A 25,115-nucleotide genomic window follows, 5' to 3' on the forward strand; every position below is an offset into this window, starting at 1 on the left:
GGAATATGAAGAAGAACTAGTGACATTAAAACGATGTCTGACTTAAGTTTAGGTGTTTCCTTAGTAAAATCTGAACAAATCACCTTGGCGTTTGTAATTCCTTTGCGAGAAATTTTTTCTTTTGCAACCTCCACCATTTGTTTAGATGAGTCCACCAACAAAACAGAATCCACCAAATCTGATAATTCTAATCCAATTAGACCAGTACCACCCCCATAGTCTATTAAAGATTTTGATTTACTATTTCGTAATTCTGCTCTTACTTCCTTAACGATAACGTTGGCTAATTCAATTCGTTCTTCTGTATCATATTTTTTTGCCATCTGTTCAAAAACACTATTTTCCATATTCTACCCCTTTAGCTTACGTGCACTTCTTTACAAACTTCCCTGTTTGATCTGATTTATTCCGCAAAATGGCACGATTGCTGAATAGAGTAACTGTTAACATTACTACTTTTTTACAAATTGGTTTAATGAAAAGGGAGACATCCCCCTTTTCATTAAAACCAACCCTCCTTTTCTGGTAACAATAATGCCTCTCTCCTTGGTTAACAGACCACTTCAACAGTAAATCCACCTGGTGCTTTCACATAAAAAGTATAGCCATGAGAATGGACAGGTGGTTTCACATCAAAGCCATCCTCTTTCAAACGCTGATTAATCTTATTAACTTTCGCTTCATTTTCTTGTGGGAATCCAATATGGAACGTTTTTGGATAGTTTACCTCTTTCCCACTCATTAAAGTGAGCACAAAACCATTGTCATCAAACATTACTGCAAAGTTATTCCCGCGACTACCTTCACAAGTCATATCAAAATATGTTTCTAAAAACTTTCGTGCGGCTGTAACATCTGTAACAGTCAGATTAAGATGATTGAGCTTCATCCTTCCATCCTTTCTTTATTTTCAAAAATCATCTTACTTCTTTATCTTATTACATTAATGCAAGTGAAAAGGTTTATGTTAAGATAACTCTGATTTTCCTGCAATTGAATTCAATTATCCGTCGGATAGATTCAATGATTTTGTTTAAGTATTGAAAAGAAAGGATATCTGAACGACGAACCTTCATTTGATCAACAACATTATCGGACCATCATTTGATTGCAGTAATTAGGCTTTCGATTTTTTCTATCCAAATTCGTCCAAGAGTACTCCGCTTCTACAAGCGGTTTGAATGGGACGTGGTTCGGTATCCCTTTTGCGGGGATGAACCACTTTTTTTGTTAGAATAGTTGTCGCTCTTTGAAAACTGAAGATATGGGGTTGTTGCTGGAAAGGGTCAGTAACGTAAAATCTTCAACCACCCAGCTCACCGAAGTTGCGAAAACCAAGCGAAAGTAGGGAGCATAGCAGAGCATACTTTGTTTTCACCGCTGGGACGGCGGGTAGAGCCTGCTAAGATAACTGGACTTGGTCTGGTGTTCGCAGGAATCTACCACCTCTGTAGGTGGTAGTAGTTCAAATTACTATGACCCGATCATCACAAGAGCTATAAGGAATATGGTGAACAGGTATATGGTCCAATCCTGTTTCTACTATATCGCTTTCGTGTCTTGTACCTATTTGCTCGATAATATCAAAGAGTTGTATATTTGCCCCGTATTTGGTACTAACCGTCTTCTCAGCTAATCGGTATCTATCATAAAAAATATAGCCTGAAATACGCCTCTTAACATTGAGATATGGAATCTCTTCTTCATTTTCTAATCCTGGAATTCGATCTTCCAAGAAACTTAAAAAAGACCGCTTTTTCGGTCTTGGTATGAGACATAACAGATATTGATCGCCTTGAATTTTTTATTGTTTAAGTTGACCGTTTCTGGGAATACGAAGTTAGCAGGAACTGGTTCTATAATTACTTCCGACTCAACTCCTTCAGGTATGAGCAAAACTAGGTTTGTTAACTCATGTAATCTTCACGATAATCATAAAAGACCTTTAACCAACCGTCCCCACGAATCCCAGATGATACTACCAATTCATGCCCTATTGTATTTAGTTCGTTATCGTTTGTTATCCGCTCCAATGCTTGTTGTTCTGGGGTTTCGTCCTCACTTACTTGATAATTAGGTGGTTCCCCAAACATCAGGTCAGCAGGTTTATTTGTCAAGGCTTGGACCATATGAAACCCAATATATAACAAGGCTAATTTCTCAGCATGTGGTGTGTCTTTTAAAATGTTAGTTGCTCGTTCTACAAACTCTGCTTGCTTGCCTTCAAAATAGAACTTTCCGCGAATGTATCGGGCAATTCTTGGGATGCTTTCGTCATCTGGGAATTGATCACCTACATCAAATAGTTTCAATGGCTACACCTCCTTTGGCTTTTTGGGTAAATAAAAAAGTCACACATACAAGTGACTTTTTTCTATCGCTCATCGATATCAGGACCATCAGGTTCATGTGATCCTTTTTCATTACCAATAACTGTTATATCCTTTTCTCGTGATGGTTCAAAAGTTATTCTCTTCGTTTCCATAGTTCTATCTTTGGGAATCAAATCTTCTTGCTCTTATATAATTCCTTCATAAGATCTACAACTTCTTCTCTTGCTAAATACTCATCTGGAATTAAAGGCTCACCACGTTCTTTTCGAAATTGCTGGATCTTTGCTATATCTCGAAGCGGATTTCCCCTGTCTGGATTACAGGAGTATTCAAATCTTTTTGTATCAGGATCGAAAGTCTCTCCAATAAAACCACCATTAAAAAAATATTGACGATTTGGTAAATCATCTTTACCAAAAGCATACATTGTACCTCCCATTACTAACTCCACACCTTCACTTGATTCTCGTGGTAAATCTTTAGCTTTAGTACCTTGAGGTGTTAAGCTTTCTCTAAATTTACTTATATTAATTTTTCTGTTTGGCTTATCTTCTGGCAATATGAAACCTCCTTTGACCTAATCTTTCTATATATTAAAATATACCAAAAATAAATATTAATCTACCGATTAAGCAAACCTTGTTGGTAACTAATTCTGTATTGACTTCCGGACCTATTGCATATATATTTATTATGGGTGTTTATACGGTTTTTTTATTATTGAGTTCAAAAAGAAACACCATTATCTTGCAGAGCCAAATACAACTTTTTGATTGAATCCCCTGAACCCGCACATTTTAGATCACATCTGATTAATTCGAATCCAAGTTCATTTTCAATATAATCGGTTCTTCGTGCATCTCGATCTTTATCATAATTATCATGTGTAGGCTCATCCACTTCAAAGGCAATATTATAATCTTCAAATACTAAATCAATTCGGTTGTTTTTTCCTTCAAAGTCAAAACTAAATTCATCGATTATTTTGAAATCATTAAAAAAAGCTTTTACATCCCCTTTAATAACTGCTTCATCTACAATGCTGTTACTTTTGATGTTTGCTAATTTTGCAATCTCAGTTGCTTCAGATTTGCGAGATGATAAAACCCGTATTTCTAAACCACTGGATAGAATGAATTTCAAACCGTTTTCTCCTTGATATATTTACTTGGTACTTTATATGTGATTGAGGAAGCACTTTTATAACCCATTGGGTCTTTACAATCTGAGATGCAAGCACCACTTTCATTGTGTTCCTCAAAATATTCAACACGAACACTAGGATCAATACCTTTGATAACCTCAGCTATGTCCTTTGTTTTAAGTTGCTCCAGTTTTTCCTCTAGTATGGCTATACCGTATTTACGGATAGATGGTAGCACTTCACAGCGAACCCACAATTGGAACTCTTTAACTGTCTTCTTCCGACTTCTCAGCACTACATTATAGAATCCAGATTCTGAAATCAATGTAACTTTTCTTCGCTGTTCAACTCCATTAGAGCTGGTCATGATTAAATCACTATCAGCTATTTCAAATCTCTCTAAGCTGTTTAGTAAGTCTTTCCTATTATTTTTTGAAATTCCCAACATTTCACCAACATCGGGTAATGTAAACCAAAATCCATTATTCTCGTCTACCATAGAAGGTATCTTTATATCTTTAAATTCAAAATCAACCTCAGATACTACCTTAACCTTATTTCCATCATGCAGTTCAATAATATTATTTTCCATATTTACCACTCTCCGTTTCTCCTTCTCCCTGAAATAGAAAAAAGGCACCCAGGAACTGAGTGCCTTAAAAGCCTACCTACAAAGGGGAGAGGAACCTTTGACGCTGGTCATGACTCCAACGCAAGGTAGACTATGTATTTGGTTTTGAATCGTTATGTTATAAGATTCTTAAATTAACTAATGTCCTTAAAGGACTTCTGTGTAGTAAAAATTATTTACTCCTGCTTTTGCACATCGTTTCAAGCGTCAGTCAAAGCTGATACTCAAACTTTACGTAGTAGAACAACATTAAAAAGAGCATGCGAGAATTCGCACACTCTTCAAGCACCTCAAAAGAGACTATTTAACTATTTGTTTTTTTTACACATTAACATGTTATCAAGATTTTCACTAAAAAACCGCCAAAATTCCGCCAACTATTTTTCTGTTACCTTCTATACTTGAGAGATGAAATTTCCTTTTGCTATTTTCTATAAAATAAATAGTGAGTTGATTCCGTCAAGCTTCCTTTTCTCTTAAACTATTTTCTATATTATATGTGCAACCAGAAGCACAAAAAGGGACATGATTTTGAAAAAGAGTTTAATTTTTTTCTTAACTATAAAGATGTTTAATCCGGCAAGTCTTTCCAATAAACAATCTGGTTATAAGTGTTCCCTGTTATTCGAACTGATACAGAGAAAGAATGATCTTCTGGACCACCAACATTTATTCCGATCACCGCAGTCGTCCCTACCTTGGTATTCCATGTAGGTCCCCCACTCATTCCGCCTAATAAATAAGCTGTTGTTTGAAGTAGGCCTGGAAAAGTTACAATTGAAGATATGTTACCCAAACTTTTATACTGAGTGTCTCCATAATAATAGGGACTATTTGGATCGCTAGATATTGGATATCCTGTTGCCAATACTTGCTCTCCTGCTTCGTGATTAGTTGCTCGTATTCCGAACCAGTTAGCAGAGTCCTGACCAACCTGGATTGCAGCAAAGTCATATTGTAGAGCGGATGGATCGGTAGGTGTTCCTACTGGTTCAAGATTTACATAAGCACTATTGATCCAAAACTTTGTAGTATTACCATGTTCGTAAATTGGTAATCCACTAGGACCTGGAGAACGTTCCCAAGCAATATTAGTAACTGGTGTATTAGTCACAGTATTATAAACACAATGTGCAGCGGTGATTATTGTATTTCTATCAATATAAATACCTGTACAATGCGCAATGGTACCGTCTGGTTTAGTAGATTTCAATTTAGCGATAGCATTATATGGGTAAGTAGTATGTGGAGTCTGTACAAGATTGTCAGCAACATATGGTGAAATCAATTCATTTATATCTGTTTTTTCATTATCAGAACCTGGAAAACCATATTTTTCACTTGCTTTTGGTTTGGGTAAGTCTGTTATGATTGACCCATCGCTACCAATACTCGCGTATTTAGGTAATTTTTTCACTTTTTCCATATCAATATTCTTTAAAGCACTAGTATCTTTCGGTCCATAGACAGGATCGTTCTTTATTCTCTCTTGTTCTTCTTTTGGTAAATCCTTAAATTTTGTTTCTGCTTTCGGTATTACAATTTCCGGTTCTTTAGCAATAGACATATTCGACTGAAAACTGAAGACTATGAGTGTAATTAATAAAATTGTAATACTCTTTTTTATTAAAATACCCATCTCTCATCTCCTTATATTTTTTAACACCATAAACACTATATATTATACTAAAGGATAAATACAATATTTAATAGGGGTATTATTATGAAAAAGGTTAATATTATACTATTTTTAATTACTTACATCTTAATGTTCGGTTGTTCGGCTTTCGAAACACAACCAACACCTGTAACACTCATTATGGTCGACGAAAATAATCGACTATTGCAAAATGCATCTCTAAACATTGATCCTACCAAGAATCGTGACGATAACGGCAACTTAATTTTTAAACTTGGCGTTGGTCTAGAGATACCAAATGGTGTTTATCAAGAATACTTAACTCCTACCACATATAGAGTTACAGTAGGCATCAAATCTGGACTAGTTATAGACAAAACTATTAAAGTTACTAGTAAGTCTACTCAATTCATATTAAAAAGAAATATATTTACTAAAAAACCCCCCATCAAATAGCCTTGATTTAGACAAAAGAGGTCCTTTAATGGACCTCTTATTTTTACTTCTTAGAAGCTGTAATTACTACTGAAACTATCACATGTCAGCAATTATATCGTTAAATTATCAATTTTTACTATTTAAAAAGGTAAATCAGCAGTCGTGAATTGAGTTGGCAAAAAATATCGAAACTTAGGATCAGATAGCAGAGCTTCAAACTGAATAGGCACACTATGATATCCAACCGCAAATGACCCAGCAGCAGGGTTCCAAGCCTTATAAGCCCTTGTTGCTTTTTCAACCTTGGCTAATTCGGCTGAAGTGGTAGCAGCAGTTTGGTAACTGCCTCCTGTAACGCCATTTTGAACATCCAATCGAGATAACCAAAAACGAACATCACTGACTATACCACTATTCCATAATTCCCAAAGAGCTTGGGCAATTACTCTATGTTCATCATGGGTATCGATTGGGGACATAGTTTTATAGCTGGTATTAGCCGGAAACTGAGTAATCACACTTTGCATTGCTGTTTTAAATCCAGCAACTGTTCTATTAGTGGTTCGCATCATGTGGATGTTAGCTGGTGGGATTCCTAATTGACCTAAAGCGCTTTTGAATTCTTTGTCACGAGCGTCATAAATATCGTTCCAACTTAAAGGCGAATAGCCTTCAATTGCTGGATCATGTCGAGAACCCCAATATCCTGAAGTAACAGGTGTATTAGTATCGCTATTATACCCGTTGATTGCCCAACGAGCAGAAGTATTCCCTCCACCCGTCAATAGAACAACGTGGGTATCTCTTCCCGCTGCTATGTGACGTATGATATCAACTGACATTGAAAGAGTTTTATCGTCTTGATGAGGGCTAAAAAACACTGCTGGTAAAGTCATAGTGTAAAACCTCCATAAAGTTGTTTTTGGGTATAAAAAGAACCCTTACCAATTGATAGAGGTTGGGATGATGCCTATAAAATTAGGAATAAAAGCAATTGTTTCACTCAAAAATTTCGTACATAATATCATTAAAAAGTTTAAGGAGTTTTACACAACGATGAATAGTAAACAACAATGGGTTTATTTTGGTGCTATTATTGTGCTTGTCATATTGGTTTTTGGTGTATATATACTGCCTGAAAATCACGCATTGGTTCCAGTTAAAAACAGTAACGAAGATGGAGCTGCATTACAAATTTCAATTATGGCAAATCAGATTTCGAGCATGAACTATCTATTAACCTTTATTGGGTTGGCAGGTGCAATTGCAGGAGTTGCATTTACTATTTTTGGTTACTATCAATCTACTAAATTTCGTGAAATGGTTGAAGAAGAAGTTGATAAACGAATTAAAAACTTCGAAGAAAAAGAATTGGAGAATAACCACTCTATTATGAATGAAGTCATTAACAAAGAAATTGAGATATACACAGCTATTTTTAAAGACAAAATTCAAAATAGAGCATTAGAAATATACAGCGAGGGCAACCCAGATATAAATATTTTTCATTTAAACAACGAACCATATAATAAATTATGGGATTTTTATATAAAATCTTTGGATACTTTACTCGCCGAAAATAGATCCAACCAAAGCGCCTTAATTGCCCTTAAAGACGCGGCAAATTCTATTCTAGAAGTGTCACAAGCTGACGAAAAATTTAAGTTAACTATGTTACTGAATTATGGATTTGAAATTAAATCCATTGAATCTAGTGAAACAAAATATGATAAAGAAAAAATTAAACAACAAATACAGAAATTGAATTTGGATTTCCAAAATACAAAAAAAGCGATAACCGAGAGTATCAATAAATACAAACAATAAATTATCATTACATCCACCACGGTTTCTCAATAATCTCCTGTGGTCCTCCAGTTCTCGCAATACTGACAGCCATCTCTTGAGCATCCAGTAAATCATCATGACCATTCGTCCCATACTTCTCAAACTGCTCCAGTAATAAAGAATGTCTTTTATTAAACAGGATTTTCCCGCCTTCAATATCTGGATGCATTGCCTCTATCCTAAGTTCCTTTCGGGTTCGGTTCTTAATCTCTTTAACCCTCGTATATTCTGGATAATTTACTGCTTTCAATCGTTGGCGCAAGGTCCATACAAGGAATTCTTGGGCAACATTCGCATCTGCTGCAATTCGGTCAGGTTGCCATTCAACCACCTTATCCACGATTAAATCCAGGAACTTATCTGGGTGAAGTTTATTCTCGATAGCCTCCGCTACATACATTGTACGAGTTCGTTTGTTCTGAGCTAGAACGACAAGCGCAGAGTAATCACCACGTTCTTTTTTACCCATTGCGAAGTCTATTCCTAGAAACACGTTAAATTGACCCGATTTAAAATTCAAATCAGGATCGTAATAGTGAAACGTCTCAGGATCAAACAACATAGATTCTCTATCAATCGGTTCGTTTTGGTACTCAGTACTAAACGCCTTAGAACCATTACCCATTTCCATTTATAAAGACGATACAAAGGTTGTACATCTGCCCAAAGCACTTCAGACGATTCATCCATTTCCTCTTTATGATCCTGGTAAAATTCCCATGCTCGTTTAGCCCTGATTTGCGGAGCTTCATCTGGGTTCTTATATAGTTCCTCACATTGCGCCCACAAATCTTGATTCTCAGGTGGTGATAGAATCGCTTTATAAACCTTGGTATCAAAATCTCCACGTCTGTGTAAAACATCCAATTAACAAACAATCAGGATGAACCGTAGTTCCCATATAAATAAGCCCTGTTTTTCTTCCTGCTGGATCGCCAAGGGGAACAACGACTTTACTAAACCAATCTTTTAATTTGGCTCGTAATTCTTCGGTATTGGTATTATCACTATCCTCTAAGTCATCACAGATGATCAAATCAGGTCTAACCCCATTCCAGTTACGACCACGTAAAGCCTGACCTGTCGAGGCTGCTTCACATAAGGTTAGGAGCTTTTGGTTATGTTCAGGTATTGGATACCAAGCAACGAAACGCTCAGAACTATCCCGTGGGTTTTCCTGTTTCTTGGATGACAAGAGTTCTCCAAAATCTGCCCTTAATTTCTCGTTGTGTTTGAGTTGAAGCGCGATCCACTCCAAGTTCTTGCTAGCCACGTCAGGCGTGATTGAAATGATGATGATGTACTTTCGTTTTCTAAACAGGATTTCTCTTATTGGGAAGCCTTTTGATAAATAGGTACTCTTAGCATGACCACGTGGAGCTGCACGGCATATTTTTAAATTGGGTTTCTTGTTGGATACCAAATCCATATCTCTACATATTTCCTTATGAAATTCGGCTGCATCTTCAGGTGAATCTAATTCGAATCCTTCCCAATTTCCCGCGTTATCTGGGTTCTGGGTTTCACTGAAGTATTCCCAACAGAAATACAATAAATCAACCTCTGCTTTATGGATTCTTTTTAATCGGGTTAGTTCAGTGAGGTATTCTTGTAACTCAAATAACTCTTCATCATCTAATTGATTAATATCGACCGAGTTGATATAATTCGTTAGTGTTTGAATCATTTCTTCGCGTTCTTTTCGGTTCACAAATCTCTTTTCTGAATCAATCCACGCCATTTGTAACCTCCTTTCTGGGATGGTTTTTGGACATAAAAATAGGACTCAATTAAGAGTCCTGTTATTGGGTGATCATAATTACCAATTGTATATATTTGGTAGTTGAAATATATTTTTGATTCTAGGATTTTACTCCCACAAGCCGCACGCCATCTTTAGGGGTGCCTTGGGGGTTTTAGAAAATTACGATATCAATTAATAAAATCTCAATAATCAAAATAATAAACCCCCTATAACCCTTGCTGTAACCTTTAAATATTGAATCGATTGATCAATAAACTAATCATCAAACCTGGTAACATAATAATCGATTAGTTATATGATTGTTTAGGTAATCACTATAACCCTTGATATATAAGGCTTTATAGACTAATTCATCGTCATTCATTAAGGTTACAGTTCAGGAATTTTGTTACCTTAAAAATACACTTAATATACAACACTATATATAGTATTCTTCAATTGCATATATTACTATATATAGAATACCTATACCCATACAATTAACCCTATATACAAGCCCTTATATAGCAAAGGGTGTGATTACCCCACGCTCTATATCTGCTCTTATCCAGATTGTCCAAGAGCACTCCCCGCTTTTATGAACAATGAGGTGGATAGGACATCTAAAATTTGACTTTTATTTTCTACTACATACTTTTTATTAAATGAATTCATGACTTGACGATAATATCGAAGGTCAAATCGCCCACAAATGAATAGGTGTTTTCCTATCTCTGAATAGATTAAACGGTTGTATTCTCCTCTTTTATAGCGATAACCTCCCTTGCTGCTTCTATGAAAGATAATATGACCGGTGAAAGCCACTTGTCTTTATGCCATAACATCTGTGTATATACGTGTAAGTCTGGAATTTGCCATGGAAGAGCAACAAGTTCACCCCGTTCAACTTCGGCTTTCGTTGTTATTTCAGGAAGAAAGGCAATACCGATTCCTGTAATTGCACATTGCTTAATGGCTTCGGCATTTTGAAATTCTAAATACGTAATACTATCAATGCCCTTTTTCTCAAATGACCGGTCAAACATGGTTCGATAGGTACAACCCTTTTCATTAACCAAGAATACTTCTCCGTGAAAATCTTCCTGCTGAAGTACAGCTCGTTTCGCGAGATGATGGTCTGGGGGGACGAAAAAGCGGAAAGTTTCTTCCAGCAACGGTTCCACTTCAATTCCCGTTGAGCGAATGGGTTCGTCTAACATAAAGACTACATCCGCGGTTCCCTCAAAGAGCGTTTGCTTGAGTTGTTGATTTTGAACGGATCGGAAGATGAGACGAACTCCCGGATGGCGCGAACGAAATAGGTGAAAGACATCTGGAAGCCGATAGGCGCAAAGAACCTCGTTAGCACTTATCGTTAGGGTGCCACTAAGATTTTCATTATCATGAACGACGCTGCGAGCTTCGTCCAATTTGTCTAGAACGCTTTGGATATGGGTTAAAAAGCGTTTACCCGAAGTTGTGAGAACGAGCTGCTTGCCTAAGCGGTCAAAGAGACGAACACCAAGCTCATCCTCCAATTTTTTTATTTGCATCGTAACGTTGGAGGGGACGTAACTCAGCGCTTCCGCAGCCCGACTGAAATTTAAAGTTGATGCAACCGTGCGGAATGTAATCAGTTGGCGCAATTCCATCCTACTATCCCCCTTTTACTTTCAATATTATTGAATACTATTTTCAAATTCATTCACTTTTATTGATAATAGCATAGGTCTATACTAACAACAAGAAATACATTCTAAGTGTACGGTTTCATTTTAAAGGGAGCGAAAATACGATGGATTATGAGATTTATGATTTGGGTGACGTAACCTTTCAATCAGGAGTGACGTTACCGAGTGCTTTTCTTGCTTATAAGACTTATGGAAGATTAAATGAACAGAAAGATAATGTCATCGTCTATCCTACCGCTTTTGGAGACCAGCATGTTCAGAATGAATGGTTGATTGGAAACGGGATGGCACTAGATCCGCAGAAATATTTCATTATCGTTCCAAATCTGCTGGGAAACGGATTATCTTCGTCTCCGAGTAACACGCCTCCCCCATTCGACCGAACTCATTTTCCGCAGGTAACCATCTATGACAATGTTAAATTACAGCATCGGCTGGTGACCGAAAAATTCGGCATTCAAAAAATCGCTCTTGTAGTTGGATGGTCAATGGGAGGCATTCAATCATTCCAATGGGGGGCAAGTTATCCAGACATGGTGGAACGAATTGCACCTTTCTGCGGAGGTGCAAAGACTTGGCAACAAACATACATAGTCCTGGAAGGAATGAAAGCTCCGCTCATGTCTGCAGTTGGCTTCGATTCAAGTAAACTAAACCAGTTGACATTTGCGGACATGCGTGCCGTTGGTCGTGTCTATGCGGGATGGGGATTATCGCAGGCTTTTTACAGAGAGGAACTTTATCGTGAGCTGGGATATGACTCATTGACAGATTTTGTGGCTGGCGTCTGGGAAGATAGCTTTATGAAGATGGATCCGCATAATTTCCTGACCATGTTATGGACAGGGCAATTTGCAGATATTAGCGCAAACCCCGCCTATAATGGAGATTTTGTTGAGGCACTCAAAAGCATTAAAGCGTTTGCCTACATTATGCCAGGGAGCACAGATCTCTTCTGCACGGCGGACGATAACGAATACGAGTCTAAGCTTATACCTAATGCTGTTTTTAATCCTATAAAGTCGATTTGGGGTCATTTTGCCGGTCGTGGAATCAACGGTGCCGATAATAAATTTATTGATGACAACCTAAAACGCTTGTTGGCGCTTAGTACAAATGAACGGATATGAAAAGAATCGGTTCTCTGCTTTACTTTCGAGACCTAAACAAGAATATCTTTTGCCTTGGCACGGTTGTTGCCAACAATCACAATCAATTTCAATACTACCAGGTATAAAAACATCAGAACTAAAAAGCTGATTTCGTTCTTGTAATTTCTTCATTCACTATCATCAATCGTGTTTTTTTATTTCAGTTGAATAAATATTACTTAGAATAGTCTCTATAAATAAGGCTATATGGTTATTACAAGGGAATATCGCCAAACTCATGGTGTAACCACCCCTCGTTCACAACAAAGAGCAGCACTGCCCAAGCCATGAACGGAACGCTGCTTCTTTGTTTTTGGTGTTTTGTATGAGGTATGATAGAAGAGAGTCTCTTCCTAGATAGGAGCACAGCCATGACCTGAGCAACTTACTATTATTAGAGTAAGAGCCCTCATCAGGAAAATCTCATCGACTGAAATGGATGGAGCAGATTTGCCGGGGAAAAGAGCATCCAATCAGCGTCCACGTGATGTGAACAATCGTACAGGGACGGATCACGTCCCCTCAGGAAAAGAGGAACAACAGGACTACGACTCCCTTCCAGATTCATCCGAACTGACCTCCATGGGAGACGCCTTCCTGCGTGCGATCAAGAACAAAAATGAAAGCTGAAAGACGAATGTCCTGACCGGACACCCAGCAAAGAATAGCAGAACTGCCTATCCAAGGCAGATTGCTGCTATTCTTTGCGTTTGTTTAAGATACATCCAACGTGTTTTGGCCCTGAGTAAAAAGCTAAGGATTAGAGTAATGATAATAGGCAAACCCCACACCCAACCATCCCACTATGCATGGGGCTTTTTATTCTCCTCTTTCCTGTCGATCTCTTTCTAATGCTTCAAGCCCATTACTCCATCGTTTTCTGCCTTCTTCATCGCCTGCTAAGTCTCTTTCTGTAGATCCTAACACTAACCAATCCTTCACAGGATCTCTTTTAGGTCGTCTTCGTTTTGGTTTTTCTTTGTTTTGATCATTACTCATATTTGACCCCTCCTATGAGTTTATCACTAAAAATAAGCATATGTTATTGCTCAATACAGCTATATCAAGAGTTAATAGCTCCCAGATAAGGGGAATATTATTACAACGGCTATGTTGAGAGGGAGAGCTTTGGACGCTCTAAAAAATCTGTTTGCGATACCAGTACTCGTTGTTTTGTCGATCCTAAATAAAAAGCCACAAGCATAATGTGACTTTTACTAACTCATCTATATTGGGTCCATCACTGTGATCTCATTTACTCTTGGTGATTCAACTGTTTATTTTAGGAGAGATGCTAGATTTTGTATATCCCCTTTCATCTTCAATTTCTCCAAAATATTTCTCTCCTTGTTTTCCTATAAAATCAACTGGGACTGTTGATTCTCCATGTTCTTTTCTATAAGCCTGAATTCTAGCTACATCTCTGAAGGGCTCTGGTTCCTCCAAAGGATCCAGTGAAGTCAAGACTACTCGTTCTTTTCCTGCGAAGGATACAATTCGAACAGCTGTATTTTCTTCCTAACGTTCTATCGGTTGACGGTACGATTGATCCAATTCCTGTTCCAATGGAACTAATTCTTCTTCAGCATGGGAAGACCAATTTTTGGATGGTAAAACGCCACTCTTTCGAAATAAAAGTAAAGAAAAAACAAAACAGACTACCGTAAAAAAACTAACCGAAATAAAACCACTCATACTCGCGTAAAGGATTCCAGCTACAGACGATCCAACAGTTGCTCCTAAATACATGGATGAGTTTGCTAGTGAGGAAATCGTTCCGCGTGCTGTAGAAGATAGCCTCTGCAATAAGTTCATCATGAGTGGAAAAACCGTTCCAAATAAGAAATAGATCAAAAAGTAGAACACCGTTACAGATGTAATATTTGGCAAAAACGGGAGGACTGAAAAGAGTAAAACAAGTAGGATCATTCCTAAAATGAAGGAAGTTTAGCCCGATCTTTTGCACCAAGCCACTACTAAAAAAGCTACTTAATGTATTCCCTAAGCCAAGAAACAGTATCACCGTTCCAATACTTGCAACACTTAACCCAAATTTATCAGCAAACCATGTTCCCATAAAGGAAAACGTTGCATAATTTCCAAGTTGAAACAGAAAGTAAGCAAGAAAAGCGATTTTCGAACGATTTCCATTGAGAAGTGTACGATAACGGTCGGATATAGAAGGAACTTTTCCCTGTGAAATAACCGCTGGAATCGATAGTAAGAAAGTAGCAATAAGAATAACCATTAGGAAAGCACAGATTCCGATTGCGATAAATGGGACAGGCCAACCAAAAGTAGCGAGATAACTGCCAATGGGCACTCCTAGCATTTGCGAAACAGCTAGTCCTGCAGTCGCGATTCCCATTGCTTTCAATATTTCATTGGATGGAACGAGTTGTGGAATGGCAGCCCATACCTGTGGAGAAACGAATGCTCACTCTGCTAAAAAGCGGCAATCACAATCCTATCAAAAAATCTCCTAACCCAATATCTAAATGTATATCCGCTGCATCAATTGCTACTTTAGAGCTTTCTTTCACAGCAATGCCATAGCGACTTTTTTTCAGCATTACCAAATCATTGTCATCATTTCCAAACGAAATGACCTCTTGTATGTTAAGATCGTTCGAATCCAACTGATAATTACCAAAATTCCCTATATATTCATTCCATCACGCAAACATGCCAAGAGGAGAGATATTTGAATCCGGGCATCTTTGATCGTAGGCATCCTACTCAATATTTTTTATTACAGTTAATCGATTCATAATTTTGAGCAATTACTAGGTTGATTTGTAATGGTTTCTTTGATTTCCTCTTTTGTCATTTATTGTTCCCCCCCTATGCCCTACTAGTTCAATTGCATAGTAGTTTAAATATTACTTAATTGCAATTATATTTACTCATTAGTAAAATAATAAGTAAAGTGCATTCAAAACTTCCCATTTAAATGAGGTGTTACTATTAAACCATCAAAGGATTTCGATAACACTTTAGAAGTTCTTAAAGATATTCAAAATCATGCTGAGAATATTAATGAAAATGAACATAGAATTAAAAGAGGTTTTAGGTTCACACTTGCTGCAGTAATCGCTGGCACAATAACAATACAAAGTCTAACCAATAATCAACTAGTAGGAACTGGACTTGGAGTAGCTTTCTCTTCGTTAACCTATGTTTCTGCATTATTATCTTCACGTAGATATTGGAGAAAAGTTGATCAGCATAAGCAAGGTTTAGACTTTTCACTTGATAGATTAGCTTTACAGGAGGAAGATCCCCATTAGAACTATCAAATGATTTATCATTAAAACTAGCTCACCAAGCAGGTCAAGCTGTACATGCATTATCGAGAGGTAAGCGTTATGAAGAAGCAAGTGATGTTATCAGTGCATATGAATCTCTAGACAATGATCCTTATGATATCACAAGTGATTTATCCTCTAGAGTACAAAAAAAGTTACGGAAACAAACAACAGCAAATCAACCATCTGAAAGCGAAGGCTCTATACGAGTGACTGATAATCAAATTACTCCAGAAAAATAGCTTTTCATATTATGGTTACCTTTTTCTTAATCATTCAGTATACATCTTGTTCTGGTTGTCTCCATTCCTATTAGCTCTAACCGCATTGAACAGCGACACGGACACGGGTAATTTCACGAAAAGAGACCAATTAGAACCAAAGGTAAGTATGCGAGAGCTAACTTATATAATAAAAAACTCCAAGCTAGCTCTTTTTATGAATAAAAACCTATACTGAAGTTAAAACTTATAAATCGAGTCTCTTCATATTAAAATCCAAGATATTGTCTTAATTGCATCTGCAGAATCCTCATCGTTCATATAATCCATATTAAAATGTTATTCTCTTGTGTGGTCATCCTGTTCGAGACCACTTTTTATAGATGCATCAGAGAAATCATTAGATGATGGTTTTGGAATTATTTCATGATTTTGTTCACGTGGAGGTTCAAATTTAACAATCCTTGAGCCACTAGAGGTTTTACGCGCTTTTCCTATATCATGAGCCTGAATGGTAGACTCATCATGTTCAACACGATATGCTTGAATTCGCGCTATATCTTCATCTGAGCCATGTTCATATTCGAATGTCCCATTTCTAGGATCATGATCTTCCACAACAATCCTTTTATCTGGCATTCTATAGTTTCTGGTTACTATTTCAGGATTGTGATGATACTGTTGGGCTTCCCAAATCAGTTCAACCTCATCGGCGCTTTGTTCAGGTAAATCACTTCCTAGAAACTTCGCATCCTTCTTTTTTGATATATTACCAATAAGCCCCTTTAAGTCTTCTATTATCTTTTTCCTTGCATCATTAGACATTCTGATCCTCCGTTCAAACGACATCATACTCTATTATACAAAAAAATAATATTGTTTGTTTATTATATAAAATATATTTTCATTAAATTCAAATTTTTTTGTTTCTTGAATTCCAAGCCCACAAGCCGCGAGATCTTATGAGTGGTTAATAGCTTTATCCTTACTCAACGACCGAGGAAGGGGGCAAATGCCCCCTCCTCTTAGAGGCTGCTAGCCGTCACAATGGACGTAACAAGCGGGAAGTAATTCCCCGTTCACGAGTTTCGTCGATTGCGCCTTATTTTTGCAATCTTTGACATAGCACTTAGCCTGAGTGCCGGGGCGCTTTCTTGTCATGGATGACCCTCATCTGTATAAGAGTTCACAACTCTCAGCAACCAATTGGATGCTGTAACACCTGGTAAGATCCCCGAGCAAAACACCACCTCCAATAGACGCTGATAAATCAAACTCGGGGGATTATTCATAACATTATAATAATAACATAGAACTATCGAATTGATGTTTGATAAAATGCTGTACAATTCTAACGTAGTTGTCGCCTCGCGTTATGTGGATACAGATAATACAATTAGCTGGATGAGAGGGAATCGAACCCTCATTTGCAATTTTGGAGACCGCCGTGTTGCCATTACACTACCGTACCATAATAAAACCGCCCTCACGATCACTGAATCACAACTCAACGGTCATGTTTATTGAGTGTGGCGGTTATCGACCGGACTATTTAATACTGGATTTCAAGTCAGTACTCCGACCCCTAGGTGAACATACGACTACATAATCCCCTGCGATTTATGGAGGGAGAAGTCCTTCTATATAGGTGGCATTCGTACCTCATGCTATGCAATTTTTTTATATTTCATTATAATATAGTTGACATGTATATGGTCGATCGTAAGGAGGTTTGGATTGACTCCTCTTACTGAGGAGATACTGGTATAATCCATGCTAGATCCTTCAGACAGGGAAAAACAGTGCCTAGAGAACTAAGCGAAGAAGACCAAAAGCGCATCGAGGAACTCGTCGAGAAGAGGGACAACGGCGGTGGTCTCACCGGCGATGAACGAGAAGAGCTCATGATGCTGACCTCATTCGACCTCTACGGCGGCTGATCACACGCTCATAGCCAGACAGGGGGAGTCCCCCTGTCTGGTGCATGTTAACCGACCAAATTATCTCTTTTGAATCCCAACAATTTTCTTTCTGGGCGTTCAATCTTATTGGCAATGGTTGTTTCTTCAATTCCCAACATCAGTCCAATTTCTGAAAAGGAAATCCCCTTTCCTCGACTCATCAAGTACGCTTCCCTTTCCAATGGAGATAGCAAGTTTAAAGCTTCTTCAATTCGATTCTGGTCACTCTCTGTAATTCGATTCCCTACAACTATTTCCTACTAATAGCCCATAAGAATAGTTTTGAATCCAAATTGGATTAAAGGATATTTCTCGTTGATAAGCTGCTAGATGTTCAATCCCCCGTTTATTGCCTGGTCTACGTCTGGCAAGTCATAATCTTCTGCAACTTCATCGACTGTTATGCCCTCTTTCAAAAGTCCCAGCACATCAGAAACTCGAATTCTGGTTCCTTTTATAATTGGATCGCCTGAACATACATCTGTCTTGATATCAATCAATGGATGAGGTTTAATCGGTCTGAAACGCTCTTAGAATTTTGTTAATGGGATACATACCAGTCACTGTTTTCGATCAGCTTTGAGTGCTAGAGCATCGTTATTGCCCTCTAGCCAACTGTAGAGCATTTTAAAATCTTCCTTTCGAGCTTTAATCGCTGCCTTTTCTGCATTTCCTAGCTCAATGTAATAATCTGCAAATGCTTGCAGTTTTGGGTTTAATTTCACATGTCTCACCCACCTCCAAGACAATAATAAAAAGCACCGCATAGGTGCTTATCCCTACCTTAGCTATCGAGTTTATTTTTCGGGTTCATCTTTACCCATTCGCTCTTTAATCAGTCTTTTGAATTCTACTGTATAACCATCAACTGCTGCAGCATCTTGTCCGTCTTTGTCAGCACCCAAAGCTTCCGCAAGTTTCCTTGCCCGTTCCCCGGCTTTGAGTACACTTTCTTGAATCTTATCATCAGGTGTAATTTTTTTTTCATCAGCCATTGAGGTTCACCTCCCAAGTCATAGATTTAATTATTTAATGGAGATGAGAGAGAATCCCCGAAATCCACCATTATAATAATTCATTCTATAGGCATTCATCAAGAAAATCTCGCGAATTGACATGGGAATATTATAAAACATAAAGAGATTGATATGTTTGTCATCTTGCGTCCTATATCGATAAGATTCTTTGAGTGGTGCCATGTCTTCACTCTTTATGTAATTTCTGTTTGTAATTCAGACTAGCAATTGCTTGGCAGATCGGAAGGGAATTGAACTCTTATCTGCGGTTTTGGAGACCGTCGTGTTGCCATTACACTACCATACATAGTAAAATCCGCCCTCCCGATCACTGAATCACGACTCAACGGTCATGTCTGCTAAGAGTGGCGGCTATTTAAAACGGACTACATACACCTATCGTTCCGACTAACTTGGAACCCCTAATTCCATAATAAGCGAACATAATATATCAACATGGACATTTAATGGAAATATTAGATTGAACATCCGATATAAAATGCCTTGAGACCTCCAACCATACACAGGTGAGAAAACAGCTTCTCCTGTATATAGTGGAGACCTCAAGGCATATAGCCTGATGAGCATGGTCCCTCAATCTGTGTGCCAGTCACCGTTTGCAACTAACTGCAAGACAGAAAACTGAAGAAATACTCTACCCATCTGTTGCTTAGTTTTAAGAAATTCTATTTCGAAGTTTGATCATCCCATCTAGTCTAGTTTCGAGATATTTCAGTCTCTTTCGATCTTTGTCTGTTGCAGTGCCTGTGTTGACACGTGCTTTTAGTGTCTCAATGTTGACTTCGAGTGCTCTAATCTTACTATTGAGCGTCTCAAGTTCACTAGGCAACATTCACCCCCTATTTTTGGTAGGTCTCGTGTATTTATCAGTATTACACGTTGCTCCTATTCGATAGGTGCTTCCTTTTTAACAGGAAATGTTTCTTTAAAAGTATAGCGTACATATCCATGGTATGAAAAGATATGTCTTATCTCTATCCTAAAATATTCGCCATTTCACATATAATCACTGTTCTCCAACGCCGAGCTTGTCGTTCGCTGATATTGAGTTTTTGAGCTAGCACGGTTTTTCATGAAAAAAGTCAGAAAAGTCCGCTATCACTTTCATCACATACAATACTACTACACACTTTGTAGTTTCACATACAAAACTACTTCAATCATCTGAGTAATCATTAAAAGCAAGCCGAACGCCCTCACCGGAGTGAGGGCGTTGGCTATCAGTTCAGTCGCCGGCGATCCATGTTGACATACTCACGGTTACCCGATTTACGTACTCTCCAAGCACCGATTTGGTACCTTTCCAGAACGCCAGCTTCGTTGACGGATTCCTCGACATCTGGGATGACCTCTACGATAGGGTCATTTTCCTTATTAGCCATGAAATACTCTCTCTTTTACTGATAACTGTGGCTCTATATAAAGAGTTCCTGTCTACTTCCTTTGGAGGGGAACTATTTCTGTTGAGCAAAAAAATTATACTATATTATCTGTAATGACTCAGCCATTTTTTCAAATATGATCTATTTCCGTTCATGATAGATCGTTTTTCCCATACCTAGTCGATGTTGAACACTTGTACAATTCGTTCGCTTCATCAATATAGTCAGTAATCAGATGTAAATCAATCATTCTTCTAAGACATTTTACGTATAAAGTAGGGGGTTTCTCGCTCGCAAAGATATAAAAGATTATTATAATATAAAATGACATTACGATTTATATAAAGTTATCTAGCAATTTCCCAGAAAGGGGTTGATACCAAAATGTCAGATCCAACTACATTACAAAATATACCTTCATTGAGAAATCCGAAGATTCCATCTGCTATTTTAAAGGCCATTCATCAACGTGATTTAGCTTCATTGGTCGCTTTTTTTCAAGGAGCGGCAGACTATCGAGATACCACTTATATCGATTATGCAATCAGGTCAGAAAATCGGAAGTTCCATCTTTTTCATTATTTAGGTGCCGTCTATGCTGCGCAGTCATTGGATAAAAGCCAAGAAACGATCAATCAGATGATCAAAAAACGTCCTGAAAATTCCTGGGACCCATCGTCTTTTGAACAGGAGGAACCTGGAACTCAGGAGCCAGAGAAATTGGAGCGGCAGACAACCGATCTACATGATAGACTCAAAGTTGTTCCAACGAACACAGAGCAATGGAATGAGTTTCTTGCTTTACAAGTACTAGAGCACACTCATGAGTTAAGAGAGCTGTTTGATCAGACTGAAAGACTAAATCAAGCGTCTCCAGATATAGGCTCATTATCATCATTAGATCGTATGGTATATTCTTTGCGACAAGCGACTGAGACAGGCGAAATTAGAAATATTTTACCTGCTATGGTCAGTGGGTATTTTTGTGCCACAAAAGATGCAATGAAAAGGCAAACGACAAATCATCAAATGGGACAAGAAGTTCCATCGAGCTCTGATCTATTGGATCTTAAAACACTACAATCTTCCAATGAAGATTATCGGCAGTATTTTACTGATGGATTTAACTTAGGTAAGGTCATTCAAGGGCAGCTGAATCCACAGGAGATAACTACTTGGTATCGCGATATGAAACAGTTTGTCCAAAAAGCAAGAAACGATCTGGCAGAGCAAATTAAGAATCAACTGGAGCAAGGATTACCGAATAGTTATGAACAACTAGGTGACGTAGATTCAGGAAAAACACTGGTGAAATTGAATGAGGGAACCACATTCAGTTCGATATTTACAGATTATTTTACATCCCAAAACGGATCGATAATCATTCAGAAGCCAGCTAAGCGTTATGGTCCACCCGGTGAAGAATATTATAGTTTCAAAGAACAACCCAAAGTCTATTATCAGCCAAAAACGAATGGACCCTATTATCAGATGAAAATAGATGAAGTAGTGAAAGTAAATCCTTATAACCTGAGTAGCGATGTGGAAAGAATTATACTTATTGATCCAACGCGTCCAGATGATCGTCGACTTGTGGTTCGGTTGGACGGAGATCAGTGTATTTATGAACCACTTGCTACAGGATTTGGGAAAGAGCGACGAGAGGCAAAGAAGCGGGCAAAGGAGCTCCGACAAGAGTTTGTTCGTTCTAAAGAAAAACATCCAAATGAAATTGAAGTTGAACCCATTGAAAAATGGATCGAGGCCCAACAAGAGCAGTCACCACAAGGTTCTGTTTTACAACTCAAATCAGATAAGGCGGTCAACCTCCCATTATATGGAAGAGAATTCGCAGGGGAAGAGGTATTGGGTAAGCCAAAATATCGGATGGGACGGGCAAATGATGGGATGGAAATCTTGTTTGTAGAAATGGAGTCTGAATCTCATCAGGGTGTTTCAGGTGTTTATATTCGCCAAGGAAACGATGGACCATTTTTACAGTGTTGGATTGACCCAAAGCAACCTGATCACATATCTACACCTTATTTTGAACAAGATTTTATCTTCAAAACGAACGGGAAGGGTATCGAATTATATACTCCCTTCAACAAATTAGATAAAGAATTTAAAGAGATTCCCCAAGCGGAATTTCCAAATGAGGTGGACTATCTAGCTTGGGATCTACATCGTCAACCAGATTCAGCAGCACCTGAATCAACCAAACTAGCGTATCAGCAAAGTTTAATGGGAACAGCAATTGCCAATGGTGTAGGAACTTTAACAGTTGAGGAGCTTATACAGATTAAAGATTATTTATCTTCATCATTGGAAATGAATCTTGAACAAGAAAGACAAGTTGTACAAAAAATAGTAGGAAATCGACTTCAAGATGTTGGAATGATCCCGAATACACAATTAAAACCTGAAGCTTATGACTATCTAAAAGATCATGATATCTCCTCTGTCGTGCAATCAGCTTTAACGAAAAGGGAACCACAACCAAAAGAGGAGAATTTTTTAGTTGGAGTTGCAATGGCTGCGCCTGACGTTTTTGATGAGATTATGGACAATCGTACAAACAAAGCAACTTTAAACAAACTTCCTTTACAGGCGTTTAGGAAGGCATTGATACAATCGATAAAGAATCATGAATCGAAAGACATCCCGTCCACTCCCATTCAGAGAACTGGAGAAAGAGTCATTTAAAGACACCCATTACGCAAGTGGTTTTTGCGATAATCTACAAAATACACCACTCTCATCAGAGTTTATGCAAACTAATGCATCAATCATTAGATGTAGTGAAATGAGAAACCAGCCATTACTATTTGGCTGGTTCATCTATGTTATGGAACGAATGAGTCATTCATTGGAAGACCTTTTCAAACGCTACAACATCCTACATTTACATGACACCAATATGGTAAAGGTTTTTTAAACTACTTGAACAGTTAGGGCGTAAAAGAATCTCATTCATTGTGGAATCAGCAGGTGTATAGATTGCAAAAGCAATGGTTTCTGCAATACACTCAGCACAGATCGCTATAATTTCATATAACTGATCAGTGCCAGATTTTATATCTTCATCTGTATTGGCATTTGGCAATTCAGTTAAAACAGCTCCTGGAGAAATATGTGACTCGATAACCAGACGTTACTCCCCCTGTTTCAATTTTTCATGGTTTCCTTCAACTGCTCTTCCTTCACGAGCCACAAGGATTACTCTAGTTCCTTTTTCGATGGTTGACTTTCTTTACATATTCACTTCTTCATTTGGATAAAGGACAAACTCGTACTGATTGTCCTCTAAATGATCTTTATAGAAGAGTGAAAAGGAATCTCAATCCACACATCCATTAGGATGTGATAGCGATTTTCGGATGAAACATACTCATTTATAATCATTCCACCTCAAAAATCATCATTTTCTTCAAAAAATAGAAGAACTCTCTGAAAACAAACATACAACATACGATCGATAATTTTGGTGCGAAACTCCTAGGGAAATCATGTGCAGTACACATTCGCACTTCTAATACTTCTTCCCATATGCTATGCCCAAATTATCAGGTTTCAATCCTCCTAGCAAGGCTTTTTCTTTTGAAACATCTTTACTATCAAAAATTAGGTGATATTGATCAATGGTTTCAATCCTTTAAGCAAAGCTCTTTCTTTTGAAACTTTATCCTATTTTGGGATGATCTCAGAAGCGCTTTGGTTTCAATCCTTTTAACAAAGCTCTTTCTTTTGAAACGCCAACGATCCTAAACAGGCAGCGCAACAACTCGCAGACCTGTATCGTTTCAATCCTTTTAACAAAGCTCTTTCTTTTGAAACTGCAACCAGCAAACCCCTTGATCCACAAGGCCTTTACAAGCTTTTTCCGACGTTCTCAGTATATCTTAACATTTCTTCTCTATCATGAAGAACATTTCCCGATCCTCTACACCTCAAACCCTTGGGATTCCTGCGTTACGCCTTTTCCGACGGTCCCCCAGATCTGAGACGAAGCTATAGACCGTCGGAAAAGCTCTTTCGTTCAAAAGGGTAGATTCGGATTTATACCAAATCGCTTTCCAATTCCTATTCAGATATTTCACTTTTAATTTCCCTATAATCCACATTCATTCGAATATATTGACATGATAACTTAGCCAACCATGGCTGTATCTCGTGTTGATCTCTTTTCAAGTTGTAAGCAGCAAACAAGTCGGACTTTACCTACTGTAGCAATCAGAAAGTTTCCCCACAGTTTTCACACTTTCGAATAGATGTGGAAAAGTGAGTTGTAGAATTGAGAGTCCAAACTCGCTTTTTGTTTTCTCTTTTTGCTCACAAATTGTAAGTAAATAGATTTTAATCCTTTTTGGAGCAAAGTGGTTAGTCTAGATGCAACAACAAAGAATACGCAGACGGAACATCATTATCGCGGAATTTGCCCAAATGCATCCCTCGGTTCCACTCAAACGTAGGAATAGTTTGCGGCGGAGTTACATTCCTTTAAACAAAGCTCTTTCTTTTGAAACCAAAAGTATCTACCAGGATCATTTGTATTTACTTGCTAGTTTCAATCCTTTTAGCAAAGCT

Annotated in this window: 29 protein-coding genes and 1 pseudogene; 6 read left to right on the forward strand and 24 right to left on the reverse strand. The window is 37.9% G+C overall.

Features of this window, described 5'->3' with window-relative positions:
• The 9 genes from BUB71_RS17265 to BUB71_RS17305 all read right to left on the reverse strand — a co-directional run.
• Window positions 1-347: methyltransferase domain-containing protein (locus BUB71_RS17265; RefSeq protein WP_139279175.1), on the reverse strand; the 347-nt coding region annotated here is incomplete at its 3' end.
• Between the two features lie 16 nt (window positions 348-363).
• The gene (locus BUB71_RS17270) at window positions 364-567 is read right to left on the reverse strand and encodes a hypothetical protein (protein WP_073157964.1); all 204 of its coding nucleotides are present in this window, start codon (window positions 565-567) and stop codon (window positions 364-366) included.
• On the reverse strand, window positions 551-889 hold the full coding sequence (locus tag BUB71_RS17275; protein ID WP_073157967.1) for a VOC family protein: 339 nt from the start codon (window positions 887-889) through the stop codon (window positions 551-553). The genes BUB71_RS17270 and BUB71_RS17275 overlap by 17 nt, the downstream gene beginning before the upstream one ends.
• A 576-nt stretch (window positions 890-1,465) precedes the next feature.
• Window positions 1,466-1,735 (reverse strand): hypothetical protein, encoded by a 270-nt coding sequence (locus BUB71_RS17280; RefSeq protein WP_073157970.1) that lies wholly within the window; start codon window positions 1,733-1,735, stop codon window positions 1,466-1,468.
• Between the two features lie 172 nt (window positions 1,736-1,907).
• Window positions 1,908-2,312: a phage portal protein gene (locus BUB71_RS17285; RefSeq protein WP_073157973.1), complete on the reverse strand. Its 405-nt coding sequence runs from the start codon at window positions 2,310-2,312 to the stop codon at window positions 1,908-1,910.
• 190 nt (window positions 2,313-2,502) lie between these two features.
• Entirely contained in the window at window positions 2,503-2,892 is a 390-nt protein-coding gene (locus tag BUB71_RS17290) for a hypothetical protein (protein ID WP_073157976.1), read from the reverse strand.
• Between the two features lie 167 nt (window positions 2,893-3,059).
• Window positions 3,060-3,476, reverse strand: coding sequence for a hypothetical protein (locus BUB71_RS17295; protein ID WP_073157979.1), 417 nt, complete (start codon window positions 3,474-3,476; stop codon window positions 3,060-3,062).
• The gene (locus tag BUB71_RS17300) at window positions 3,473-4,069 is read right to left on the reverse strand and encodes a BRO-N domain-containing protein (protein ID WP_245815714.1); all 597 of its coding nucleotides are present in this window, start codon (window positions 4,067-4,069) and stop codon (window positions 3,473-3,475) included. The genes BUB71_RS17295 and BUB71_RS17300 overlap by 4 nt, the downstream gene beginning before the upstream one ends.
• A 610-nt stretch (window positions 4,070-4,679) precedes the next feature.
• Window positions 4,680-5,747, reverse strand: coding sequence for a trypsin-like serine peptidase (locus BUB71_RS17305; protein WP_073157985.1), 1,068 nt, complete (start codon window positions 5,745-5,747; stop codon window positions 4,680-4,682).
• Between the two features lie 84 nt (window positions 5,748-5,831).
• Between BUB71_RS17305 and BUB71_RS17310 the strand changes: the two genes are divergently transcribed.
• Window positions 5,832-6,203 (forward strand): hypothetical protein, encoded by a 372-nt coding sequence (locus BUB71_RS17310; protein WP_073157988.1) that lies wholly within the window; start codon window positions 5,832-5,834, stop codon window positions 6,201-6,203.
• 122 nt (window positions 6,204-6,325) lie between these two features.
• Here the strand turns inward: BUB71_RS17310 and BUB71_RS17315 are convergent, their stop codons facing one another.
• Window positions 6,326-7,081, reverse strand: coding sequence for a PIG-L deacetylase family protein (locus tag BUB71_RS17315; protein WP_073157990.1), 756 nt, complete (start codon window positions 7,079-7,081; stop codon window positions 6,326-6,328).
• Between the two features lie 160 nt (window positions 7,082-7,241).
• Here BUB71_RS17315 and BUB71_RS17320 point away from each other — a divergent pair, with 160 nt between their 5' ends.
• On the forward strand, window positions 7,242-8,012 hold the full coding sequence (locus tag BUB71_RS17320) for a hypothetical protein (protein ID WP_139279176.1): 771 nt from the start codon (window positions 7,242-7,244) through the stop codon (window positions 8,010-8,012).
• Between the two features lie 7 nt (window positions 8,013-8,019).
• On the opposite strand, the gene terL is transcribed toward BUB71_RS17320, so the two are convergent.
• The 3 genes from terL to BUB71_RS17330 all read right to left on the reverse strand — a co-directional run bounded on the left by terL (window position 8,020) and on the right by BUB71_RS17330 (window position 11,429).
• Window positions 8,020-8,658, reverse strand: coding sequence for a phage terminase large subunit (gene terL / locus BUB71_RS20105; RefSeq protein ID WP_245815703.1), 639 nt, complete (start codon window positions 8,656-8,658; stop codon window positions 8,020-8,022).
• Between the two features lie 210 nt (window positions 8,659-8,868).
• Window positions 8,869-9,774, reverse strand: a complete 906-nt coding sequence (locus BUB71_RS20110) for a hypothetical protein (protein WP_245815705.1) — start codon at window positions 9,772-9,774, stop codon at window positions 8,869-8,871.
• A gap of 746 nt (window positions 9,775-10,520) precedes the next feature.
• Window positions 10,521-11,429: a LysR family transcriptional regulator gene (locus BUB71_RS17330; RefSeq protein WP_073157995.1), complete on the reverse strand. Its 909-nt coding sequence runs from the start codon at window positions 11,427-11,429 to the stop codon at window positions 10,521-10,523.
• A gap of 143 nt (window positions 11,430-11,572) precedes the next feature.
• Between BUB71_RS17330 and BUB71_RS17335 the strand changes: the two genes are divergently transcribed.
• On the forward strand, window positions 11,573-12,598 hold the full coding sequence (locus tag BUB71_RS17335; protein ID WP_073157997.1) for an alpha/beta fold hydrolase: 1,026 nt from the start codon (window positions 11,573-11,575) through the stop codon (window positions 12,596-12,598).
• Between the two features lie 840 nt (window positions 12,599-13,438).
• On the opposite strand, the gene BUB71_RS17345 is transcribed toward BUB71_RS17335, so the two are convergent.
• The 6 genes and pseudogenes from BUB71_RS17345 to BUB71_RS17365 all read right to left on the reverse strand — a co-directional run bounded on the left by BUB71_RS17345 (window position 13,439) and on the right by BUB71_RS17365 (window position 16,973).
• A complete protein-coding gene (locus BUB71_RS17345) occupies window positions 13,439-13,618 on the reverse strand; it encodes a hypothetical protein (protein ID WP_073158003.1) in 180 nt (59 codons plus the stop codon).
• 270 nt (window positions 13,619-13,888) lie between these two features.
• Complete coding sequence (locus BUB71_RS19795; protein WP_073158005.1) at window positions 13,889-14,083, reverse strand: hypothetical protein; 195 nt, start codon at window positions 14,081-14,083, stop codon at window positions 13,889-13,891.
• A 54-nt stretch (window positions 14,084-14,137) separates the two neighbouring features.
• Entirely contained in the window at window positions 14,138-14,548 is a 411-nt protein-coding gene (locus BUB71_RS20420; RefSeq protein ID WP_422785156.1) for an MFS transporter, read from the reverse strand.
• 70 nt (window positions 14,549-14,618) lie between these two features.
• A pseudogene (locus BUB71_RS20425) lies at window positions 14,619-14,987 on the reverse strand (MFS transporter); the annotation flags it as partial.
• A gap of 91 nt (window positions 14,988-15,078) precedes the next feature.
• Complete coding sequence (locus BUB71_RS20430; protein WP_073158010.1) at window positions 15,079-15,258, reverse strand: HAD hydrolase family protein; 180 nt, start codon at window positions 15,256-15,258, stop codon at window positions 15,079-15,081.
• A gap of 1,229 nt (window positions 15,259-16,487) precedes the next feature.
• Window positions 16,488-16,973, reverse strand: coding sequence for a hypothetical protein (locus BUB71_RS17365; protein WP_073158012.1), 486 nt, complete (start codon window positions 16,971-16,973; stop codon window positions 16,488-16,490).
• A 977-nt stretch (window positions 16,974-17,950) separates the two neighbouring features.
• On the opposite strand from BUB71_RS17365, the gene BUB71_RS19800 reads away from it, so the two are divergent.
• A complete protein-coding gene (locus BUB71_RS19800) occupies window positions 17,951-18,088 on the forward strand; it encodes a hypothetical protein (RefSeq protein WP_175552418.1) in 138 nt (45 codons plus the stop codon).
• 47 nt (window positions 18,089-18,135) lie between these two features.
• Here the strand turns inward: BUB71_RS19800 and BUB71_RS18970 are convergent, their stop codons facing one another.
• The 4 genes from BUB71_RS18970 to BUB71_RS17390 all read right to left on the reverse strand — a co-directional run bounded on the left by BUB71_RS18970 (window position 18,136) and on the right by BUB71_RS17390 (window position 19,104).
• The gene (locus BUB71_RS18970; RefSeq protein WP_084731771.1) at window positions 18,136-18,363 is read right to left on the reverse strand and encodes a sigma factor-like helix-turn-helix DNA-binding protein; all 228 of its coding nucleotides are present in this window, start codon (window positions 18,361-18,363) and stop codon (window positions 18,136-18,138) included.
• Between the two features lie 72 nt (window positions 18,364-18,435).
• On the reverse strand, window positions 18,436-18,609 hold the full coding sequence (locus BUB71_RS20435) for a DUF433 domain-containing protein (protein WP_217653572.1): 174 nt from the start codon (window positions 18,607-18,609) through the stop codon (window positions 18,436-18,438).
• 60 nt (window positions 18,610-18,669) lie between these two features.
• On the reverse strand, window positions 18,670-18,834 hold the full coding sequence (locus tag BUB71_RS19890) for a terminase small subunit (protein WP_139279177.1): 165 nt from the start codon (window positions 18,832-18,834) through the stop codon (window positions 18,670-18,672).
• Window positions 18,835-18,906: 72 nt separating this feature from the next.
• Window positions 18,907-19,104 carry a hypothetical protein gene (locus tag BUB71_RS17390; protein WP_073158016.1) on the reverse strand — a complete coding sequence of 66 codons (198 nt, stop codon included), beginning with the start codon at window positions 19,102-19,104 and terminating at the stop codon, window positions 18,907-18,909.
• Window positions 19,105-20,912: 1,808 nt separating this feature from the next.
• On the opposite strand from BUB71_RS17390, the gene BUB71_RS17400 reads away from it, so the two are divergent.
• Window positions 20,913-23,234, forward strand: a complete 2,322-nt coding sequence (locus tag BUB71_RS17400; RefSeq protein WP_073158018.1) for a hypothetical protein — start codon at window positions 20,913-20,915, stop codon at window positions 23,232-23,234.
• Between the two features lie 199 nt (window positions 23,235-23,433).
• On the opposite strand, the gene BUB71_RS17405 is transcribed toward BUB71_RS17400, so the two are convergent.
• Window positions 23,434-23,634, reverse strand: coding sequence for an SDR family oxidoreductase (locus BUB71_RS17405; protein ID WP_073158021.1), 201 nt, complete (start codon window positions 23,632-23,634; stop codon window positions 23,434-23,436).
• 1,283 nt (window positions 23,635-24,917) lie between these two features.
• Here BUB71_RS17405 and BUB71_RS19895 point away from each other — a divergent pair.
• Window positions 24,918-25,115: hypothetical protein (locus BUB71_RS19895; RefSeq protein ID WP_217653573.1), on the forward strand; the 198-nt coding region annotated here is incomplete at its 3' end.

It is taken from the genome of Seinonella peptonophila, from assembly GCF_900129355.1.
Classification (GTDB): domain Bacteria; phylum Bacillota; class Bacilli; order Thermoactinomycetales; family Thermoactinomycetaceae; genus Seinonella; species Seinonella peptonophila.

Bases quoted from the DNA above. Each gene is read 5' to 3' on its own strand.
- BUB71_RS17275 (WP_073157967.1), bottom strand. From the start codon at position 889: ATGAAGCTCAATCATCTTAATCTGACTGTTACAGATGTTACAGCCGCA.
- BUB71_RS17390 (WP_073158016.1), bottom strand. From the start codon at position 19,104: ATGGCTGATGAAAAAAAAATTACACCTGATGATAAGATTCAAGAAAGT.
- BUB71_RS17330 (WP_073157995.1), bottom strand. From the start codon at position 11,429: ATGGAATTGCGCCAACTGATTACATTCCGCACGGTTGCATCAACTTTA.
- BUB71_RS17320 (WP_139279176.1), top strand. From the start codon at position 7,242: ATGAATAGTAAACAACAATGGGTTTATTTTGGTGCTATTATTGTGCTT.
- BUB71_RS17315 (WP_073157990.1), bottom strand. From the start codon at position 7,081: ATGACTTTACCAGCAGTGTTTTTTAGCCCTCATCAAGACGATAAAACT.
- BUB71_RS17400 (WP_073158018.1), top strand. From the start codon at position 20,913: ATGTCAGATCCAACTACATTACAAAATATACCTTCATTGAGAAATCCG.
- BUB71_RS17305 (WP_073157985.1), bottom strand. From the start codon at position 5,747: ATGGGTATTTTAATAAAAAAGAGTATTACAATTTTATTAATTACACTC.
- BUB71_RS20420 (WP_422785156.1), bottom strand. From the start codon at position 14,548: ATGATCCTACTTGTTTTACTCTTTTCAGTCCTCCCGTTTTTGCCAAAT.
- BUB71_RS17310 (WP_073157988.1), top strand. From the start codon at position 5,832: ATGAAAAAGGTTAATATTATACTATTTTTAATTACTTACATCTTAATG.
- terL (WP_245815703.1), bottom strand. From the start codon at position 8,658: ATGGGTAATGGTTCTAAGGCGTTTAGTACTGAGTACCAAAACGAACCG.
- BUB71_RS20110 (WP_245815705.1), bottom strand. From the start codon at position 9,774: ATGGCGTGGATTGATTCAGAAAAGAGATTTGTGAACCGAAAAGAACGC.
- BUB71_RS17300 (WP_245815714.1), bottom strand. From the start codon at position 4,069: ATGGAAAATAATATTATTGAACTGCATGATGGAAATAAGGTTAAGGTA.
- BUB71_RS17365 (WP_073158012.1), bottom strand. From the start codon at position 16,973: ATGTCTAATGATGCAAGGAAAAAGATAATAGAAGACTTAAAGGGGCTT.
- BUB71_RS17345 (WP_073158003.1), bottom strand. From the start codon at position 13,618: ATGAGTAATGATCAAAACAAAGAAAAACCAAAACGAAGACGACCTAAA.
- BUB71_RS17335 (WP_073157997.1), top strand. From the start codon at position 11,573: ATGGATTATGAGATTTATGATTTGGGTGACGTAACCTTTCAATCAGGA.